The 18962-nt window shown below is 59.1% G+C and carries 15 protein-coding genes; 11 read left to right on the forward strand and 4 right to left on the reverse strand.

Features of this window, described 5'->3' with window-relative positions; all coding sequences use genetic code 11:
* Positions 1-90: 90 nt before the first annotated feature.
* From BLU75_RS05850 to BLU75_RS05870, 5 genes are all read left to right on the forward strand, one after another.
* Positions 91-1596 carry an aldehyde dehydrogenase gene (locus BLU75_RS05850; RefSeq protein ID WP_084377495.1) on the forward strand — a complete coding sequence of 502 codons (1506 nt, stop codon included), beginning with the start codon at positions 91-93 and terminating at the stop codon, positions 1594-1596.
* Positions 1597-1675: 79 nt separating this feature from the next.
* The gene (locus tag BLU75_RS05855) at positions 1676-2917 is read left to right on the forward strand and encodes a sugar ABC transporter substrate-binding protein (RefSeq protein ID WP_084377497.1); all 1242 of its coding nucleotides are present in this window, start codon (positions 1676-1678) and stop codon (positions 2915-2917) included.
* A gap of 97 nt (positions 2918-3014) precedes the next feature.
* Positions 3015-4517, forward strand: coding sequence for a sugar ABC transporter ATP-binding protein (locus BLU75_RS05860; protein WP_231982619.1), 1503 nt, complete (start codon positions 3015-3017; stop codon positions 4515-4517).
* On the forward strand, positions 4510-5565 hold the full coding sequence (locus BLU75_RS05865) for an ABC transporter permease (RefSeq protein ID WP_084377501.1): 1056 nt from the start codon (positions 4510-4512) through the stop codon (positions 5563-5565). The genes BLU75_RS05860 and BLU75_RS05865 overlap by 8 nt, the downstream gene beginning before the upstream one ends.
* 127 nt (positions 5566-5692) lie before the next feature.
* A complete protein-coding gene (locus BLU75_RS05870; protein WP_167413911.1) occupies positions 5693-6373 on the forward strand; it encodes a GntR family transcriptional regulator in 681 nt (226 codons plus the stop codon).
* A gap of 74 nt (positions 6374-6447) precedes the next feature.
* Here the strand turns inward: BLU75_RS05870 and BLU75_RS05875 are convergent, their stop codons facing one another.
* The 3 genes from BLU75_RS05875 to BLU75_RS05885 all read right to left on the reverse strand — a co-directional run bounded on the left by BLU75_RS05875 (position 6448) and on the right by BLU75_RS05885 (position 9982).
* Positions 6448-7464 (reverse strand): zinc-binding dehydrogenase, encoded by a 1017-nt coding sequence (locus BLU75_RS05875; protein WP_090221391.1) that lies wholly within the window; start codon positions 7462-7464, stop codon positions 6448-6450.
* A gap of 213 nt (positions 7465-7677) precedes the next feature.
* On the reverse strand, positions 7678-7947 hold the full coding sequence (locus BLU75_RS05880; protein ID WP_231982620.1) for a hypothetical protein: 270 nt from the start codon (positions 7945-7947) through the stop codon (positions 7678-7680).
* A gap of 580 nt (positions 7948-8527) precedes the next feature.
* Positions 8528-9982: a tyrosine-type recombinase/integrase gene (locus tag BLU75_RS05885; RefSeq protein ID WP_084377507.1), complete on the reverse strand. Its 1455-nt coding sequence runs from the start codon at positions 9980-9982 to the stop codon at positions 8528-8530.
* 433 nt (positions 9983-10415) lie between these two features.
* On the opposite strand from BLU75_RS05885, the gene gcvA reads away from it, so the two are divergent.
* The 3 genes from gcvA to BLU75_RS05900 all read left to right on the forward strand — a co-directional run bounded on the left by gcvA (position 10416) and on the right by BLU75_RS05900 (position 13014).
* Positions 10416-11321, forward strand: coding sequence for a transcriptional regulator GcvA (gcvA, locus tag BLU75_RS05890; protein ID WP_084377509.1), 906 nt, complete (start codon positions 10416-10418; stop codon positions 11319-11321).
* A gap of 74 nt (positions 11322-11395) precedes the next feature.
* Positions 11396-12223 (forward strand): DMT family transporter, encoded by an 828-nt coding sequence (locus tag BLU75_RS05895; protein ID WP_084377511.1) that lies wholly within the window; start codon positions 11396-11398, stop codon positions 12221-12223.
* Positions 12224-12252: 29 nt separating this feature from the next.
* Positions 12253-13014: an SDR family oxidoreductase gene (locus BLU75_RS05900; RefSeq protein ID WP_084377513.1), complete on the forward strand. Its 762-nt coding sequence runs from the start codon at positions 12253-12255 to the stop codon at positions 13012-13014.
* Between the two features lie 37 nt (positions 13015-13051).
* On the opposite strand, the gene BLU75_RS05905 is transcribed toward BLU75_RS05900, so the two are convergent.
* Positions 13052-14020, reverse strand: coding sequence for an AraC family transcriptional regulator (locus BLU75_RS05905; RefSeq protein WP_084377515.1), 969 nt, complete (start codon positions 14018-14020; stop codon positions 13052-13054).
* A gap of 101 nt (positions 14021-14121) precedes the next feature.
* Between BLU75_RS05905 and BLU75_RS05910 the strand changes: the two genes are divergently transcribed.
* The 3 genes from BLU75_RS05910 to BLU75_RS05920 are packed head-to-tail and all read left to right on the forward strand — an operon-like array spanning position 14122 to position 18432.
* Positions 14122-15372 (forward strand): MFS transporter, encoded by a 1251-nt coding sequence (locus BLU75_RS05910; RefSeq protein ID WP_084377517.1) that lies wholly within the window; start codon positions 14122-14124, stop codon positions 15370-15372.
* Between the two features lie 49 nt (positions 15373-15421).
* On the forward strand, positions 15422-16771 hold the full coding sequence (locus tag BLU75_RS05915; RefSeq protein WP_084377519.1) for an MFS transporter: 1350 nt from the start codon (positions 15422-15424) through the stop codon (positions 16769-16771).
* Complete coding sequence (locus BLU75_RS05920; RefSeq protein ID WP_084377521.1) at positions 16768-18432, forward strand: N,N-dimethylformamidase beta subunit family domain-containing protein; 1665 nt, start codon at positions 16768-16770, stop codon at positions 18430-18432. The genes BLU75_RS05915 and BLU75_RS05920 overlap by 4 nt, the downstream gene beginning before the upstream one ends.
* The last annotated feature ends 530 nt before the right edge of the window (positions 18433-18962 follow it).

Here is an 18962-nt window from a genome sequence, read left to right on the forward strand (position 1 = left end):
AAGGCATTTCTTTGCTTGCGATTCGAATAATGCATGATATATCTTATTCGGGCGCCTACGCCTGAAACAACAAAAAGGAGACGCAACAGCATGAACACTCTCGTTGATATCGCTGCGGTCCAGCAGCGTGTCGCCGCCCTGAAACTGCCAGGGCAAGCCTTTATTGACGGCCGATTTGTCGACGCGTTGAGCGGCGCGACCTTCGCCAACATTTCCCCGCGCAACGGCCAAGTGCTGAATCACGTGGCGTCCTGCCAGGCTGAAGACGTCGACCTCGCGGTCAAGGTTGCCCGACAGGCATTCGACAGCGGCGTGTGGTCGCAACTGGCTCCCAAGGAACGCAAGAAGGTCCTGCTGCGTTTCGCCGCCTTGTTCGAGCAGCACATGACCGAACTGGCGTTGCTGGAGACGCTGGACATGGGCAAACCGGTGTCCGAAAGCGCCGGTTTCGATGTACATGCGGTGCTCGAGTGCCTGCAGTGGTACGCCGAATGCTGTGACAAGGTCTACGACGAAATCGCTCCTTCGGGACCGGGCGCGCTGGGCATGATTACTCGCGAAGCCATCGGCGTGGTCGCCGCCGTGACCCCGTGGAATTTCCCGATGCTGATGGCGATGTGGAAAGTCGCCCCGGCGCTGGCGATGGGCAACTCGGTGATTCTGAAACCCGCCGAGCAGTCGCCGCTGACCGCGCTGCGCATCGCCGAACTGGCCGCGCAGGCAGGCATTCCACCGGGTGTGTTCAACGTGCTGCCGGGGTTCGGTCCGACCGCTGGCCGTGCGCTTGGCCTGCACATGGATGTCGATACGCTGGTGTTCACCGGGTCGGGTGAAGTCGGCAAATTGTTCCTGCAATACGCCGGCCAGTCGAACATGAAACGGGTGTGGCTGGAGTGCGGCGGCAAGACCCCGAACATCATTCTCAATGACTGCCGCGATCTGGAGAAGGCCGCCGCCACTGCGGCCAAATCAATGTTTTTCAATCAGGGCGAAGTGTGTGTGGCGCCGTCGCGGTTGATCGTGGAGGAGGGCATTCGCCACGAGTTTGTCGCCGAGGTATTGAAGGTGGCCCGGACCATCGCCGTCGGTGACCCGCTCGACCCGGCCACGCAACTGGGCGCGATGGTCGACAAGTCGCAGATGGACCGCGTGCTGGGCTACATCAGGAAAGGTTCGGAAGAGGGCGCTCGCATCATCCTGGGTGGCGAGCGTGCCAGCGGAGCACTGGCCGACGGCTTCTTCATCCCGCCGACGATCTTCGACAACGTCACCAACGACATGACCATCGCCCGCGAGGAAATCTTCGGGCCGGTGCTGTCGGTGATCAGCGCCACGGATCATCTGCACGCGGTGCGCATCGCCAACGATTCGCCGTACGGCCTGGCTGCCAGTCTCTGGACCAGCGACCTGTCGCGTGCCCATTCGATCATCCGCTCGCTGCGCGCCGGCAGCGTCTGGGTCAACTGTTTCGACGGCGGCGACATCACCATGCCGTTTGGTGGTTACAAGCAATCGGGCAATGGCCGAGACCGGTCATTGCACGCCCTGGACAAGTATTCGGAACTCAAATCGGCCTGGATCGATTTGCAGGACTGAGCCGTCAACCCGACACCGGTGCTGTTCGCAACAGCACCTGCATCACCGATCAAAATCAGCGCACTGGAGAATAATAATTATGAAGCTGTCAGCTGTCCGTTCGATCACCACACTAGCTCTGGCGAGCCTTATCGCCAATCACGCCTGGGCGGCGCCCAAGCATGAAATCTATAGCTTGATGCCCAACACCGCGTTGTCGGGGGTGATTGACCCTGACATGCCGGATCGCACCTCGATCAACAAAGCCTTGCCACTGAAAAAGAAGGGCGAGCGCCTGCGCATTGGCTGGACTGAAATCACCTTGGGTAACCCTTGGTTTGTTTCAATGATTGACGACGCCAAAACGATCGCCAAACAGTACAACTACGACATCGAGCTGCAAGTGGCGGACAGCGATGTCGCCAAGCAGAGTGCCCAGGTCGATAACTTCATCACCCTGGGCGTCGATCTGATCGTGATTGACCCAACCGATGTTCTCGGTTCGGTATCCGATGTCGAGCGGGCGGTGGCGGCCGGGATTCCGGTGATCACCGTCGGTACTGCCCCGGACGCACGCGCGCCGGTGATCACCACCAGCACCGGCAATCCCTACGGCAGTGGTTTCGAAGCCGGGCGTTACGTTGCCGCCAAGACCGACCCGGCGAAGGTAATCAATGCGGCGATGGTCATTGGGGTGATGGGCAACTCCACTTCCGAAAGCCGGCTCAACGGCATGATTTCCGGGATCGTCTATGCCCGTTCCGAAGAGCGCAAGCTCGGGCTGTCCAGGGAAGATGCGATGCTCAAGGGCTTCAAGCTGTTCCAGCAAGTCAAGGCCAAGGGCAGTTTCAACTGGCCGGAAGGCGGCTTCAATGTGCTGGCGTGGGGCCGTGGTGACTGGACCGAAGAAGGGGGGCTGGCGGCCACGGAAGACATTCTTTCGTCCCAGGGTGACAAGCTCAACCTGGTCCTGGCAGAGAACGACTTCATTGCCATTGGTGCGATCAATGCCCTGGAGAATGCCGGCAAGAAAAACAGTGTGATGGTCGCGTCCGGTGCCGGCAGTTTTCGTGTGGCGCTGGACTTGATCAAGCAAGGCAAATTGCTGGTCACCGCCACCAACAGTGGTTCGGAAACCGGAGTGGCCGCCATCGAATTGATCCATCAGATGCTCGACAAGGGCCTGAATGCCAACAACCTGCCGCTGGCCTCGTACTTCCCGGTCACGCTGATCACACCGGACAACGTCGACACCTACATCAAGGCAGACAGCCTGCCACCGTCTACCGCGACCGTCCCGCCTTTCCGTTCGATCGAGCAGATCAAAACTGCGATGAAGTGATTTCGCGAGTGTGAAACGGCCTGTGACCGCTGCGATTTCGGGCGGCGGTCACAGCTGGAATGGCGACAGTTTATAGACGGTGAACAGAATGAATGCGATGCACAAACCAGCCGTGGAGATGCTCGACATCTCGAAGAAGTTCGGCGGTATCAGCGCGCTGAACAGTGCCAGTTTTTCGGCCCGCGCAGGTGAAATCCACGCGCTGATGGGTGAGAACGGCGCAGGCAAATCAACTTTGATGAAAATCCTCTCCGGCGCCTATGTACGCGATGCGGGCGGGGTCAGCCTGAACGGTGAAACAGTCGATATCCGCAACCCCGGCGATGCACTCAAGCTGGGTATTTCGATCATCTACCAAGAGTTTGCCCTGGCCCCGCATTTGTCGGTGGCCGAGAACATTTGCATCGACGATCTGGGCAAGAGCAAGGGTTTCGTGCAGTGGGCGGCGATGCGCGAAAAAGCCCGGACGATTCTCGATGAGCTGGGTTTCAGCGATATCGATGTGCGTCAGCCGGTCGGCAGTTTGCCGGTGGCCTATCAACAGGCCGTGGAGATCTGCAAGGCACTGTCGCGCAATTCGTCGGTGCTGGTGTTCGATGAGCCGACGGCGGTGCTCACCTCTCACGAGGCGGAAAAACTGTTCAAAATCCTCGACGAGTTGCGCCGCAAGGGCGCGTGCATTGTTTACGTCTCGCACCGCATGGATGAAATTTTCCGCATCTGCGATCGCGCCACGGTGCTCAAGGATGGCAAGACTGTCGGCACGCTGGAGCTGGCCGAGATTACCGAGCGTGGCCTGATCGAGATGATGATCGGACGTGAGCTCAGCGACCTGTTTCCTGCGCGCAATAAACAGCATGGCGAGGTGCTGCTCAAAGTCGAGCAACTGAATGCCGGACGCCTGGTGCGCGATGTGAGCTTTGAAGTCCGGGCGGGTGAAGTGCTGGGTTTCTGTGGACTGGTTGGTGCCGGCCGCACCGAAACCATGCGCGCGATCTTCGGCGCCGATCGTAAAACTTCCGGCAGCCTTTACCTCGAAGGCCGCGAGATACACAACCGCACACCCCGTGAAGCGATTGCCAATGGCATCGGCCTGTTGCCCGAGGACCGCAAGCAGCAGGGCGTTCTGCTGGAAATGTCGATTCGGGTCAACGGTGCGCTGCGTCCCGACAGTCCCTATACCGGACGCATGGGCTGGATTGCCAGTGGCCGGGAAACCCAGGGGATCGAAGCCTTGCGCCAGCAACTGGCGGTAAAAACGCACTCGATCGAGCAGTTGGTCGGTGACCTGTCGGGCGGCAATCAACAGAAAGTCGCCTTGATGAAATGGGTCGATGCGGGCTGCCGCGTGTTGATCCTCGACGAGCCTACGCGCGGCGTGGACGTAGGCGCGAAAACCGAAATTTACCGGGTCATCAATGACCTCGCCGAACAGGGCGTGGCAATCATCATGGTCTCCTCGGAAATGATTGAAATCATCGGCATGTGTGATCGCGTGCTGGTGATGCGTGAAGGCGCGATCGCCGGCGAACTGGTGGGCGAGCGCATAAAAGAACAAGACATGATTTGCCTGGCAATGGGAGTCGAGCACCATGAGTAACCCTAATTCCAAGCTGGCCACGGCCGAGCTGCTACAGGACAACCCTCGCGCTCAAGCGGGGCGGGCGGACCGGCGTTCGTTGCAGCGCTTGTTTCTGCAACACAACGCACTGGTGATGCTGGTGGTGCTGGCCATCGTCGCCAGCGTGTTGTCGGCGGACTTCTTCACGTATCAGAACATCGGCAATTTGTTGCGCCAATTGACCCCGTTGCTGCTGGTCAGTGTCGGCATGTTGATCGTGATCCTGACGGCGGGCATCGATTTGTCCGTGGCCTCGGTCGCGGCGGTGGGCGGAATCGTAGTGGCGATGACCCTGAATGTGCTGCCCGTCGATGGCAGCATGGGCTTGCTGTTGGCTGTGTTGATCGCGGTGGCGGCCGGCGTCCTGATGGGGTTGGTGACCGGCACTTTCATTGCGTATTTCCGCATGGCGCCCTTTATTGCGACGCTGGCGATGATGACGGTCGCGCGAGGCCTGGCATTTATCCTGTCCAACGGCCAGCCACAACGCCTGGATGACAGGTTGGTCAGTGCTCAATTGCTGCGTGATTTCGGGCGGCTGGCCGATGGCGTGTTGGGCATCCCGTGGCCCGTGTGGCTGGCGGGATTGGTGACTGTCGTGTTCGCCTTGATCCTGCGCTACAACGCTTACGGTCGCCTGACCATTGCCAGCGGCAGCAACGAAACGGCGGTGCGCCTGGCCGGTATTCCGGTAGAGCGTTACAAGTTGGCCGCCTATGGCATTTGCGGTGGCCTCGCGGCGTTGGCCGGCGTGGTCATCGCTTCGCGTTCGGGGGTGGCAACACCGAGTGCCGGCATGGCTTTGGAGCTGGACGCCATCGCGGCCTGCGTGATCGGTGGAGCCTTGCTGTCGGGGGGCAAAGGCACGATTTTCTACACCGTGGTGGGCGTGCTGGTGTTGGGGCTGATCGGCAACATCATGAACTTGCTGAGCGTGCCGGCTTACCCGCAGCAGATCATCAAGGGTGCGATTATCGTGATCGCCGTGCTGTTGCAAGGCGTTGGTCGCCGGGATGCGCGTATTTGAGCTAATCGTCGGCCGGAGTGGCAGGCGTAATTTGATGATGTATGATGCGTTATCTGCGTTTCAGGTCGACAGATTCACAAGTCTTTCGCCTTTTCGCATAGTAATCGACCCAGGAGATCGAGTAACAGTGACCGTGCATAAGCCCATTGATAAAGGCAACCTGAGCGAACGCGTGTATTCCATTATCCGCACCGCGTTGATGGACGGGCAGTATCAACCCGGGGATCGGTTGCGCATCAGTACATTGGCCGAGGAGTTCGGCGTCTCGATCACGCCGGTGCGCGAAGCGATTTTCCGCCTGGTCAGTGATCATGCGCTGGACATGAAAGCCGCGACCTCGATTTATGTGCCGGAGCTGACGGTCAGCCAACTGCGTGAAATCCAGTTGATCCGTCATTTGCTCGAAGGCGAGGCGGCAGGCGTGGCCGCCCAACGCATCACCCGACCCGAAATCGAAAAGCTCGAAGCGATTCAGGACGCTTTTCAGAAGGCCGTCACGGTCGATTACAGGCAAGCCGCCTTGCTCAACCGCGAGTTTCACTTTGGTTTGATCTCGGCAGCGCGCATGCCCGTGGTGTCGAAAACCCTGGAAAACATGTGGGTGATCATGGGGCCGCTACTGAGCCGGTTCCACGCTGAAGTGCCCAAGCGCGAGCTGGCCAGCGCCAGGCACAAGCATTTTGAAGTACTGGAAGGTTTGCGGACTCGCGACTCGGCCAAAGCCAAAGATGCGTTGCAGGCCGATATCGCCTGGGGTGAGCTGATGATCGACTGGCTGGAAAAAAAGGAAAACCTGGCGGAGGTGTAATCGCGCCGTCTCTATTGGCTCATGCTGACCGTGTCGCCCGAGCTCCGTACCTGGAGGCTCGGGCGATTGCGTTTTTACGCCGGGTCGAACGGCTTCGAGGCTGACTCGCTCAATCTCGCAACCCACTTGCCACCTTCGCCCCCTTCTTTGAGTGCCTGCAACGCCTGCGGCAACTGGTGGAAATCGAAGACCTGACGTTTGGGCACCGACAGGCTCCCGTCCAGAGCGCTGTCGAGCAGGCGTTCGCCGGCCTGTTTCAGCCGTTGCCGATCACACAGGCTGGCGTGGGTATGGAAGCTGTTGAGCGCCACTTCGTGCAAGGAAATCGCGGTACTGAAGGCTGGCAGCGGTGCTGTTTCCTGACGATCCTGAATGCACACCAAGTGGCCGTTGTACCCCAGCAGCGGGGCCAGTTCGGCGGCATGGGCGCCGCTGACGGTGTCGAACAGCGCGGTAATTCGACGCTCACCGAGGCTTGCCTGAAGGGCTTGCGGCCAGTTGTCGTCCCGGTAATCGAACACTCCAATGGCACCCAAGGCCTTCAGGCGCTCATGATGTTTGATCGCGGCCGTGGCCCACACGCGATAACCGCGCTGCACTGCCAGTTGCGCCAACAGCAAGCCGACCGCACCACCGGCACCGACCACCAACACATCCCCAGGGGCGGCAACCGGCACCTTGTCCAGTGCCTGCCAGGCGGTCAGGCCGGGGCAGGGCAACGAGGCGGCGGCGGTGTCGTCCAGCGCAGCCGGCACCGTCAGTACCGTGGCGGCATCGAGTAAACAGTATTCGGCGAAACTGCCATCGCGCTCCAGTGACTGGTGATACGCCACGCGAGTCCCTGGATTGATCGGCACACCGGCACCGCAGGCAACCACAATTCCCATGCCGTCGACGCCGGGAACGTGGCCGGTCTGCCAGGCAGCGTGACCCCATTCAATGATTTTCCAGTCCACCGGGTTGAGCGCTATGGCGCGGTTGGCCACCAGGACTTCACCCGGGCCGGGTTGCACCAGCGGTTTGCGGATCAGTTGTAATCCGTCAATACCTTGACCAGCGGTCCAGGACCAGGCAGCGAAATCAGCTTGCATCGAGAGTCCTCATGAATGGCCGGATTGAACCTATTTCAATCCGGCAACAGGCTTCGAGTGGCATGGGTGCGCCACACTTACGGTCGTCAGTATCCCTTCAGGCATCCACCGAGAGAACGTTGATGTACGCAAAGGTGTTGTGAACATGAATCATCAATTGATTCGATGTACTTCCAGGTGCCACAGATTATTCATGCTTGAACGCGTCATGGGTCAGTTGGTAGTCGAACTCCGCTGATAAGCCAAGATCGCCGCCGCAAGATCTTCTACTGACGCGCCAACCGACTTGAACATTTTCATGGCCTGGGCCTGGTCCTTGAGGGCGGAGCGGCCGGCATGTTTGTCAGCGCACAGTTCGCTGAACTTGGCGATGACGCCGTTGCGAATTGGCTGGATCAGGTCACCGGTCTCTGCGAGAGCACCTTCGCGGGTATCGACGAAAATGCTGCAGCGTGCCACGACATCGTCGTCGACTTCGCGCATGACAGGGGTAAAGCTGCCGACCAGATCCAGATGCACCCCCGGCTGTACCCGCACAACCGCCACATGTCGCCACGGGTGCGGGTCTTTGTGGACTGGTTGGGGGAGGTGTTTGCTGAGGTGCGATGATGTGAGGGGGGGAATGAGTGTCAGGCCAGTAACGATCTTTGGAAGCGTGAACTCGAACGGGCACCTAACGCGTTTTAGTTTTATAACACGGTAATGAATATGGCAAAGGTGCAGCCAGATCGCTTCGCAGGCTGTAGCGTGGCGAATATGGTTTTTGATTTTTCTGACTGCGCTTTTGGCCGATCCTGTTGAAAATTACGCCGAAATCGTCGCCGTGAAAAATGACGCAATGGAGATTGAAATCCCCCGGGTTTGAGTGACGAACCGTGTCAGCTTTTTCATACGAGCGCGTAAATGATGCATTTCTAGCCTCAAACTCGACTGCTGTGACTACCCCGGCTTTTTCAACAGAATCGGCCGAAAGCTGCCCCTGAGCACCGACAATAACCGGACACCACAGGCCCTTCGTGTCTGTCTCAGTAAGCTAGGTCAATTCAGCATTGATGAATCTGACCTATGAAGGCGGTAGGGATCCAGCGACGGCGGATGCTGGAAAAAACATCATCGGCTCATTCGGTGGATGCTCGTAGGTTGAGGACAATACGGCGCTGAGTCGATCGCCCAACAGATTCCAGGCGCGTTTCTTCTCTTCGGCATAGTCGTGATGCAGGTAGTGGCGTCTCACCCGAGAGCCGGCCAGCACATGGTTTTGACAGCGATCGATGACGTCCAGGCTGACACTCAAGGCCTGCATCATGGTCGCTCCCGTTCTGCGCAGGTCATGCGGTGTCCAGTCACCGTTCTGGCCGTTGGCAAGGACCAGCGTATCGTCATGACGCCGCCTAGAGAGGGCCTTGCGGTTTTTGAACCGCGCCTGGCGATCGCCGACCTGTTTACTCACCACCTTCACGTCCACATGTCTGTCATCCTGTTTGTTCGGAAAGCACCATTGGGAGTCTCCCGTCAGGGTTTTGAGCTCCTGAAAGAAATAAAGGGCAAAGGGGGAGAGGAAGACATGGTGGTCCTGTTTCTTGCCCCGGGTACCTTTGACGTTTTCACTAGGGAGGAACCAGGTTTGCTGTTCCAGATCGACATTTTTCCATTCGGCCTGGAGCAACTCGCCAATCCGGCACAAGGTGCCCAGGCTGATCCAGAGCGCGAGCTGCGTTTCCTTCTTTAGCGGTCGAATGCCGTCGTATTTTTGGCCCGCGGGGAGGGCGTCGTAATCGGCGGTCATTTGCTGGAAGCGGTTGTGCAGTTCCAACAGCTCAGCCGGCGAAAGAATGCGGCTTCTTTCCGCTTCGTAGTCGGCCGGGATCAATGGGGAGATGTCGACCAGTTCCGTCGGATCACCCTCAACCAGTAACGCCCGCCAAGGTTGGCGCTTTCTAGCCCAGCTGAACATCTGGGTGAGGTCGGCGAAAAAGCTGATGGCTTGCCGGTGAGCGCCGCGGTTGACCACGGCGCGGATCAGCGCCCGAACATCGTGTTCGGAAACATTGTTCACCGCGGTCTTGCCGAGTGCCGGAAAAAGGTCCTTGTTAAAGCGTCGTTGCAATTCAGCATTGCCATCTTTCCGCGCCACGCCATCCAACAGCCACGCCTTGGCCAGATCCTGGACGGTCAGCGTTTTCACCTTCGTCATTTTTACTTGTTCAGCCTCTACGTTAGCAGCGGCGTATGCCTGTGCCTTGGCGGTTTTCTTGTGCTCGTTGGGATTGATTTGCTCATCAATGAGTGCCCGTGCCTGGTTGCGGGCCTTGCGGATGTCCGTCAGGGATTTGCGTGGCCAGGACCCGCAGGCGTATTCTTTGTTCTGGTCGCCCCACCGATAGCGATAGAAAAAGCTGACCGACACGCCGTCCTTACGCAGGGAAATTCGACCTGCGAGATTGCCATCTTCCCGGAGGATGCGGCCGGCATCGTTGGCGGTCAGCGACTCGAGTTCTCTGATGGTAATTTTGGCCATGAAACGGACTCCCCCTACTTTTACCCCCACAAAAACGTCGGCTCTTGATGGACGTTACTGGACTCTCGTAGAGCAGAACGCCGCTGGAGCTCAAGTAAATACTAGCTTAGAAAAATCCAGAGTAAAATTTTGGAATCTTTCAAGAAGTATAAAAAAGGAGATGGGGTGCTAGGGGTCGAGTGTTCGAATCACTCCGTCCCGACCATATAATTCAAAGGGTTGCGAGATTTTATCTCGCGACCCTTTTTTATTTTTATGCGTTTTTACCTCTACAAAATCACTGGCTCTCAGTGGAACCTTCAAAAGAGAGGGAAGCCGCTGACGCTGACGCTGATGCGATGGTTCCCTAAGTGTCGTTTCGAGTGGGTTTAGTTCTATCATGAGCTAGCGTTCATGCATGCTCTGTTCCGATCACTCGCCGGATATTGCCCTTATGAGAGACCTGCCGCCCACCGCGACCTTGCGCGCATTTGAAGTTGCCACCCGGCACTTGACCTTCACTTCAGCCGCACAGGAGCTACATGTTACTCAAAGCGCGGTCAGTCACCAGCTCAAGCATCTCGAGGCGCTTTGGGGGCTGCAGTTATTTGAACGTGGCAAGGCGTTACGCCTCACGGCAGCGGGGGTGGCGCTGGCGCCCATCGTGCGGGAGTTTTTCATGAGCCTGGAGGCGACTTTGGGTAATCTGCGCGAGCAAAAAGGCAGGGTTCGACTCAGCGTCAGCACCACCTATTCCTTCGCGCTCAAGTGGCTGCTGCCACGTTTGCCGCGTCTCTCTCGCCAGCACCCCGAACTGCTGGTCTCGCTGGACACCACGGATAAATTCATCCACTTCTCCCCCGGCCAGGCTGATGTTGCGATCAGGCTCGGTAAGGGCAATTACCCTGGCCTGTATTCGGAGTTCCTGTTCGGGGAGCAGGTATTTCCTGTGGCCAGCCCCGAACTATTACGAAGCGTTGGGACACCACAGAGCCCCGCAGAGTTGTTGCATTTTCCGTTGCTGACTCGGGATGGTGCCGAGCTGGTGCCAAAGTGGGAGGTGTGGTTTCAAGCCGTCGGGCTGGCCTATTTACCGCTCAGGGAAAGCGTCAGGTTTGGCGATACCAACATGACTGTCGAGGCGGCCTTGCTCGGCCAAGGTGTCGCGTTGGTGCGCAGCGGACATGTCGAGAATGAAATCTGCGATGGCCGTTTGGTGCGGCTGTTCGATGTAGCGTTCCCATCGCCGCTTGCATACTACTTCGTCTGCCCCAAGGGGATCGAATCTCAGCCTCATATCGCCAGCTTTCGCCACTGGTTAGTCAGTGAGGCGTTGAAGGTACAACGCGTAGAACCGTAGGTCATGAGCATCTACTCATGCTGCGATGAGGAGACTTCTCTTTAGTCCCGGCACCGGACTACCTACAGTGGCGCATGCCTATTCATCTCATCTTCCTAGTCCTTTTCGCCGCGCTCCTGCATGCGAGCTGGAACGCGCTGCTGCGTAGCGGTGCCGACCGGCTGTGGGCCATGACGGTGATGTGTATTGCCATTGCAATGGTCTGTATCGTCGCCGCAGCTTTCATGGCGCCACCCGCAGTTGAAAGCTGGAGCTATGCGCTGCTTTCGGGGTTGCTGCATGTGGGCTACAACTTGTTCCTGGTACGCAGTTACCGAGTCGGCGACCTGGGGCAGATCTATCCGATTTCACGCGGATCGTCGCCGGTGCTGATCGCCTTGGGTGCAGCCATTTTTGCCGGAGAAAGAATCACGCCGGGCGAGTTGCTCGGTGTTGCGCTGGTGTCAGGTGGGATTATTTCGTTGGCCTTCAAAGGGCGCAGTCTGTCGGTTCCCAGCTTGCCCTATGCACTGGGAACAGGCTGCTTCATTGCGGCCTACAGCGTTGTCGACGGCATCGGCGCCAGGCTATCCGGCGCGCCGCTTGCCTACACCGTGTGGATGTGCGCGCTGTGGGGCGTGCTGATGCCGGTGGTCTACATCGGCCTACGTGGCCCGCGCAGCTTATTCTCCGTCCGGCCAGGAATCGTTACCGCTATGGTTGGCGGACTGGTCTCTTTGCTTGCGTATGCAATGGTCATCTACGCCATGAACGAAGCGCCGCTGGGCGCGGTCTCCGCATTGCGCGAAACCAGCGTGCTGTTTGCGTTGCTGATCGGTTATGCGTTCCTTGGCGAGACGCTCACCGCGCGCCGGATACTGGCATGCGTCGTGATTGCCAGCGGCACCCTCATCATTGGCTGACTTGGCCAACTGCTCAGGAGGTAGATTCAATGATCAACGTCTCAAAGGCACCGCTGATCCTGATCACCGGTGGAAGTCGTGGAGTGGGAGCGGCCACCGCCCGGCTAGCTGCCGCACGCGGCTATGACGTTGCTATCAGCTACGTTGCCAACGAGTCCGCAGCGTTGGCGGTGGTTGCGGATGTGCAAGCATTGAGGCGCAGCGCGTTGGCTGTGCGGGCCGACAGTGCGGACCCGCAACAAGTCTACGATTTGTTCGCAGCCATCGACCACTCGTTCGGACGCATCGACGTCCTGGTCAATAACGCCGGGATGCTGGCGCCTCAGTCGCGTCTGGAGGACCTCGGCTTCGAGCGGATGCAGCGCATCTTTGCGGTCAATGCCATTGGGCCAATACTCTGTGCTCAGCAAGCGGTGAAGCGCATGTCTTACCGCCACAACGGCCCGGGAGGCGTGGTGATCAATGTCTCATCGGCCTCGGCGCGCCTTGGCAGCCCCAATGAGTACGTCGACTATGCGGCGTCAAAGGGCGCCTTGGAGACCTTCACCCTTGGATTTGCAAAGGAGGTGGCCCGGGAGGGGATACGCGTCAACTGCATTCGCCCCGGACATATCTATACCGACATGCACGTCAGTGGCGGTGAGCCGGGGCGGGTCGATCGTGTCAAGGACTCGATCCCCATGGGGCGGGGCGGTCAGCCCGAGGAAGTGGCACGGGCGATTCTATGGCTCGCCAGCGCGGAGGCGTCATTTGTTACCGGTACATTCCTCGACGTGACGGGTGGTAAATGAGCCAGGGGCTCGGATTATCGACTCCTTGCGCGCGGTTTCAAGTCGCAGCGGACTGCTTAACCTTACGACTCAAACCCGGTGTCTTGCCCGTAATGCGCTTGAATGCACGACTGAAAGCGGCCTGGGATGTATAGCCCAAACGCTGCGCCACCTCTTCAATCGGCAGCCTTTCGAGGGTCAACCATTGGCTCGCAAGCCGCATTCGCAGTTCGGTGACGTAGCGCAGCGGGGTCATGCCAATCGTCACCTGGAAGCGCTCCGCGAAGACCGAGCGTGAGGTATTGCAGTGGTCGGCCAACTGCGCAACGGTCCAGTCGCGGCCCGGTTGTTGATGGAGCGCAAGCAGTGCACCAGACAAGCGTGGATCGCGCAAGGCGGCGACCAGGCCAGAAGCATTCCCGCAGGCGCACTCGACCCAACCGCGAACGACCATGGCAGCCACCACGTCAGCCAACCGCGCGAGGATCCCGGCGAAGCCGACACGGGCGGCGCTGACCTCGCGTTCCATGGTGGTCAGTATCGGCACCAGCCCGGGGTAACGCTGACCGCCGGCATCAATCAGCATGAGGCCCGGCATCAGCCGGCCAAGGCCATGAATACTACCCATTTCAAACTCCATGCAACCGCTGAACAAAATAGTGCTCGGCGTGGGGCTGGCATCGGTGCCGGTATCCACCGCGCTGACGGTGTCACCTAAGGGCGCGCCGTCTAGACGATCAATGTCCTGAACAGGCGCGTCCGGATGGGAAAACAGCTGATGAGCTGCGCCGTGGGAGATGAACACGGCGTTGCCGGCAGACAACGCGTAGGTGCTGCCGTCCTCCATTCGCAATACCGCATTGCCGACGGCCAGGAAGTGGAACCAGGCGTGCCCAGGTTTTTCCGCGAAACTCAATCCGAAAGTTGGGCCCGCTTGGATACGCCGGTATTCAACGCCACGCAGGCGCATGCCGCGCAATAGCTCGTTGATGAGGTCCGAGGAAAGAGCAAACTGATCTGCAGGCATCGTTCAGGTGTTTTAGTCAAAAAGTAGAGACTTTGGATCATAGATCATCCAGTTTTCGGCGCCTAGACTTCGGCTCGCAATGAAGATTGGGAGATCGTGCAATGACTGACTGTGTATGTAACGCCGTATCCGACTGCCATCCCGGCGTCGGCGCGGACGTAGAGCCTGCGACGCCCGCGTGGATGGCCGTCTTCTCGTTGGCAATGGGTGTGTTCGGGTTACTGACCGCTGAGTACCTTCCGGCCAGTTTGTTGACGCTGATGGCTACCGACCTGGGAGTGTCCGAAGCGCTGGCTGGCCAGGCGGTAACGGTGACAGCCGTCGTGGCGTTGTTCGCTGGCTTGTTGGTGCCAGGCCTGACCCGCAGCATCGACCGACGTTGGGTGTTGCTGGGTTTTTCCACGTTGATGGTCGCCTCGAATCTGTTGGTCGCCATTTCCTCCAGCTTCGCGGTGCTGTTGTTGATGCGCATCTTGCTGGGCATTGCCCTTGGCGGGTTCTGGAGCATGGCGGCGGCGGTAGCGATGCGCTTGGTGCCGAATGCTTTGTTGCCTCGGGCGCTTTCGATCATTTTCAGCGGTATTGCCATCGGGACGGTAGTTGCAGTGCCGCTGGGCAGTTATCTGGGCGGGTTATATGGCTGGCGCAGCGCGTTCTTTGCAGCGGCGGCGGTCGGCATAGTGACCCTGGCTTTCCAGTCGTTCACTCTCCCGCGCCTTGCGCCGCGCCGGCCGGCACGCCTGCGCACCGTGCTCGAGGTGTTGCAGCGCCCGGGCATTGCCATGGGCATGTTCGGTTGCGTGCTGGTGCACAGCGGGCACTTCGCGATGTTCACTTACGTTCGGCCATTCCTAGAAGGGACTACCGGCATCGGCACGCAAGGGCTGTCGCTGATGTTGCTGGGGTTCGGTGTGGCGAACTTCGTCGGCACGCTGTTAGCCGGGAGGTTGCTGGAGCGCCACCCTCTGGCCACTCTGGTGTTGATGCCCGCGCTGGTCGGCGTCGCAGCACTGCCGTTGGTGCTGTTGCCGGCGTCGGTGCCGGGGCAGGCGGTACTGCTGGCGATCTGGGGCCTGGCCTTTGGTGGTGTGCCGGTGGCGTGGTCGAACTGGGTCGCCCGAGCGGTACCTGATCAGGCGGAAAGCGCCGGAGGCATGGTGGTGGCATCTGTGCAGTCCGCCATCGCAACGGGCGCGGCCGCTGGCGGTGCAATGTTCAGCCTCGGAGGCAGTGCAGGCGTATTCGTAGCGGCGGCCGTGCTAATGCTGCTGGCCGCGTTGCTGATTGCACTGCGTGTCCGAATCCCTTCTGCGCATGGTATTCGCCAGTCCAAGCCCGCGTTGCACCTTTGATCCGGTTTTTCAAACCGCTTCGATCCCGTCCGTATTCAGGAGATACACCATGAACAATACGACGTCTCACCAAGGACGCCTCAAATCGTTGCGCGCGGCAGGTATCGGCAATGCGCTCGAATGGTTTGACTGGACCCTGTACGCAACTTTTTCGGTGTACCTGGCAAGCAATCTGTTCGACAAGACCGATGCGCGCTCGGCGATGCTCTCGACCCTTGCCGTGTTTGCGGTTGGCTTTGTCGCTCGCCCTGTGGGCGGATGGATGTTTGGCCGACTGAGTGACCGACTGGGGCGGCGGACCATCATGGTGATCACCATGCTGCTGCTTGCGATCAGCAGCCTTGGCATCGCGCTTATCCCTGATTACCAGAGCATCGGCCTGTATGCCTCGGTCGCGCTGCTGTTTTTCCGCCTGATGCAGGGGCTCGCCCATGGCGGCGAGACAGGGGTGTCCTACACCTATGTCGCAGAGATCGCCCCAAGCAAACACCGTGGCTTATGGTCGAGTTCCGTTTATGTGGGGGTGACGCTGGGAGTGATGGCAGCAACGGCCGTGGCGGCGTTGCTGACTTGGCTGCTGGGCGCGCAGGCCATGGGTGACTACGGCTGGAGGATCGGTTTCGCCATTGGTGGAGTACTGGGTATTTATGCGCTGTTTTTGCGCCGTAGTGCGCAGGAATCTCATGTGTTCGTAGAGCAGCAGGGGCAAGCGCGGCCGCCGCGCAAGCTGTCCGTAGGGGAGATGCTACGCGTCGCGCGTAACATCGTCATGCTTGCAGCGGCCGCCAATGTCACTTACTACGCGTGGGTCACGTTCGGCGCTTCGACGGCGATTGCCCAAGGTATGGACGCCACAGGTGCCTATGTGGCCAGCCTTCTCGCGCAGATCCTCTGCGTGTGCTGGTTGCCGGTCTGCGGAATGTTGTCCGATCGGGTAGGACGCCGGCCCATGGTCATCGCCTGGGGCCTTGGTGTGATCGTGCTGACCTATCCCATCTCGATAATGGTGACCACTGAACCCTACACGCTGTTCCTAGCCCAGGTGCTGGGGCTAGGCGCCTGGTCGTTGATCGCGGCGATTTTCCCTGCAGTGCTGTCCGAGCAGGTGCCGACCCAGGCACGGGCGCAGGGCGTCGGTTTGGTCTCGTCGGTTTCAGTGGCGATCTTTGGCGGCACCGCCCCTTATCTACACAACTATCTTAGCGGCGCCGACCTTGGCTACCTCTACGTCAGCTATGTCATCGGGTTGGGAATAGTCACTGTCCTGGCAGGGTTTCTTATCGACGAAACGGCGGGCATGGACCTTGCGCACATCGAGGCGCCTGGCGTTCGAGTCAGCGTAAATACATTGGCTGGTCGAGCCGCAGAATCAGCCGAACAAAGGAGTGCGACTCTATGAATTCCATAGACCTCAAAAACGCCGCTGCACGAGGCGAACGACCGGGCGCCAACGCGACCGTCAGCCAGACGTCGGGGCCACGTCAGGCCGCACGCGAGACCTGGGTCGAAGTCCCTTCCGAGTCGGGCCCGGCGGCCGCCTGGTGCTACTCCGATCGCCGCGCCTATAGCCCGGGTGATTCGGTTTGCCTGTATCTGTCGTCGAACCGCCCGCAAGTGAGACTCCGGATCTACCGTGATGGCGCCATCGCCCGCACGCTGCATACCACCGAAAACCTTGATGCTCGATTCCACCCCATACCCGAACGTGCCTATGAGCAGGGCTGCCAATGGCCTGCCTTCATGCAATGGACAATCCCGGCGGATGCCGAGCAGGGTGCCTATATGGTGGAAGTACGGGGCGGCGACGACAGCGTCCTTGGGCATCATCTGTTCATCGTCAAGGCGCTGCGCAAGCGTGCAGATGCCTTGGTGCTCGTCGCAGCCACATCGACGTGGGCCGCTTATAACGACTGGGGCGGTGCCAATCATTACTTTGGCATCCACCCCGGCACGCCGCGTGGTCGATCACCGTTGCTGTCGGCCCAGCGCCCTTGGGCGCGAGGGCAGGTGTGGCTGCCGGAGGATGCGCCCCGTTGCGTCAACGCGACCCGGCCCCGCAAGCCAGGGCCGGCGCGCTATGAGTTTATCGAATGGGCCAGCCTCAACGGTTACGCCAAGTACTACGCGCTGGCGGGGTGGGCTTCTTACGAGAGACCTTTTGTGGTTTGGGCCGAGCAGCAAGGTTATACAGTGCATATCCTGACCCAGGACGATTTGCATCATGACCCGCACGCGCTTGAGGGCTACGCCTGCGCCGTCTTCACCGGGCACGACGAGTACTGGACGCGGGAAATGCGCGACCATGTCGACGCCTTTGTCGAGGAGGGCGGCAAGGTCGCGCGCTTCGCTGGCAATTTTATGTGGCAGATCCGCTTGGAAGACGGTGGCCGGCGGCAAGTGGCCTACAAGTACGATGCCGGTACGCTCGATCCTGTGGCCGCTACCGAGCCTCATCGGCTAACGGGGGCTTGGGAAGATCCGCGGGTAAATCACCCCGGGGCAACGACGTTCGGGGTGAATGCTCTGCGCGGGATATACGGCAGCTTTGGGGGAATGGCACCGCGCAACCCACGCGGGTACACAGTTTTCAGGCCTAAGCACTGGGCGTTCATGGGGACGGGCCTGGGTTACGCGGACATGTTCGGAGACGAAGCCAACATCTTTGGTTATGAGGTGGATGGCCTGGAATACACGTTCGTCGATGGCCTTCCAGAACCGCTCTGCACAGACGGTGCGCCCGGTGGTTTGCAAATCCTGGCAATGGGCTGGGCGACCAATGCCGAGCATGGCCGCGCCGAGGACGCCTATTCATTCATGCTCGGCGATGGCGATGCCCGGTTTCGTGCTTCCATCCTGGCGCCTGACCTTAACGACGCCAGCATAGATTTGCATAGCCGCGGGGCCGGCATGGTGGTGCACTTTCACAAAGGTCGAGGTGAGGTCTTTACTGCCGCCACGTGCGAATGGGTGCATGGGCTCATGCAGGCAGACATCTACACCGAGATGATCACCAAAAATGTGCTTGAACGTTTTTTGCGCAATACACAGGAGGTTGGCTGATCGCCTCGAAAAGGAGGTAATGGCTTTCGGTGTAATAGATCCAAGGTTTCTGCTTCATCTGCAACACTCCTTCTGCTCACACAGAATTTAGTGGCGGTCAGCAACTTGCGTTCCTTGATGGTGATTTTCGCCATGAAACGGACTCCCCCTACTTTTCCCCCCACAAAAACGTCGACTCTTGATGGACGTTACTTGACTCTCGTAGAGCAGAACACCGCTAGAGCTCAAGTAAATACTGGCTTGGAAAAATCCAGAGTAAAATTTTGGGATCTTTCAAGAAGTATAAAAAAGGAGATGGGGTGCTAGGGGGCGAGTGTTCAAATCACTTCGTCCCGACAATATAATTCAAAGGGTTGCGAGATTTTATCTCGCGACCCTTTTTTATGTTTGGTCGTTTGTACCCCTACAAAGCGATTGGCTCCATGTGGAATCTACAGCGGATAACCGACGCTGGCAGGTTTAACATAGCAACGCAGACTTAAAACGACCCATGCGTTTTCACGCAGTCTGGACCCAAAGATGCCGGTCGT

It is taken from the genome of Pseudomonas mucidolens (assembly GCF_900106045.1).
GTDB lineage: Bacteria > Pseudomonadota > Gammaproteobacteria > Pseudomonadales > Pseudomonadaceae > Aquipseudomonas > Aquipseudomonas mucidolens.

Coding starts and splice junctions, on each gene's coding strand:
- BLU75_RS05905 (WP_084377515.1), bottom strand. CDS start 14,020: ATGCCTGCAGATCAGTTTGCTCTTTCCTCGGACCTCATCAACGAGCTA.
- BLU75_RS05915 (WP_084377519.1), top strand. CDS start 15,422: ATGAACAATACGACGTCTCACCAAGGACGCCTCAAATCGTTGCGCGCG.
- BLU75_RS05910 (WP_084377517.1), top strand. CDS start 14,122: ATGACTGACTGTGTATGTAACGCCGTATCCGACTGCCATCCCGGCGTC.
- BLU75_RS05900 (WP_084377513.1), top strand. CDS start 12,253: ATGATCAACGTCTCAAAGGCACCGCTGATCCTGATCACCGGTGGAAGT.
- BLU75_RS05895 (WP_084377511.1), top strand. CDS start 11,396: ATGCCTATTCATCTCATCTTCCTAGTCCTTTTCGCCGCGCTCCTGCAT.
- BLU75_RS05875 (WP_090221391.1), bottom strand. CDS start 7,464: ATGCAAGCTGATTTCGCTGCCTGGTCCTGGACCGCTGGTCAAGGTATT.
- BLU75_RS05850 (WP_084377495.1), top strand. CDS start 91: ATGAACACTCTCGTTGATATCGCTGCGGTCCAGCAGCGTGTCGCCGCC.
- BLU75_RS05880 (WP_231982620.1), bottom strand. CDS start 7,947: ATGCGCGAAGTCGACGACGATGTCGTGGCACGCTGCAGCATTTTCGTC.
- BLU75_RS05855 (WP_084377497.1), top strand. CDS start 1,676: ATGAAGCTGTCAGCTGTCCGTTCGATCACCACACTAGCTCTGGCGAGC.
- BLU75_RS05865 (WP_084377501.1), top strand. CDS start 4,510: ATGAGTAACCCTAATTCCAAGCTGGCCACGGCCGAGCTGCTACAGGAC.
- BLU75_RS05885 (WP_084377507.1), bottom strand. CDS start 9,982: ATGGCCAAAATTACCATCAGAGAACTCGAGTCGCTGACCGCCAACGAT.
- gcvA (WP_084377509.1), top strand. CDS start 10,416: ATGAGAGACCTGCCGCCCACCGCGACCTTGCGCGCATTTGAAGTTGCC.
- BLU75_RS05920 (WP_084377521.1), top strand. CDS start 16,768: ATGAATTCCATAGACCTCAAAAACGCCGCTGCACGAGGCGAACGACCG.
- BLU75_RS05860 (WP_231982619.1), top strand. CDS start 3,015: ATGCACAAACCAGCCGTGGAGATGCTCGACATCTCGAAGAAGTTCGGC.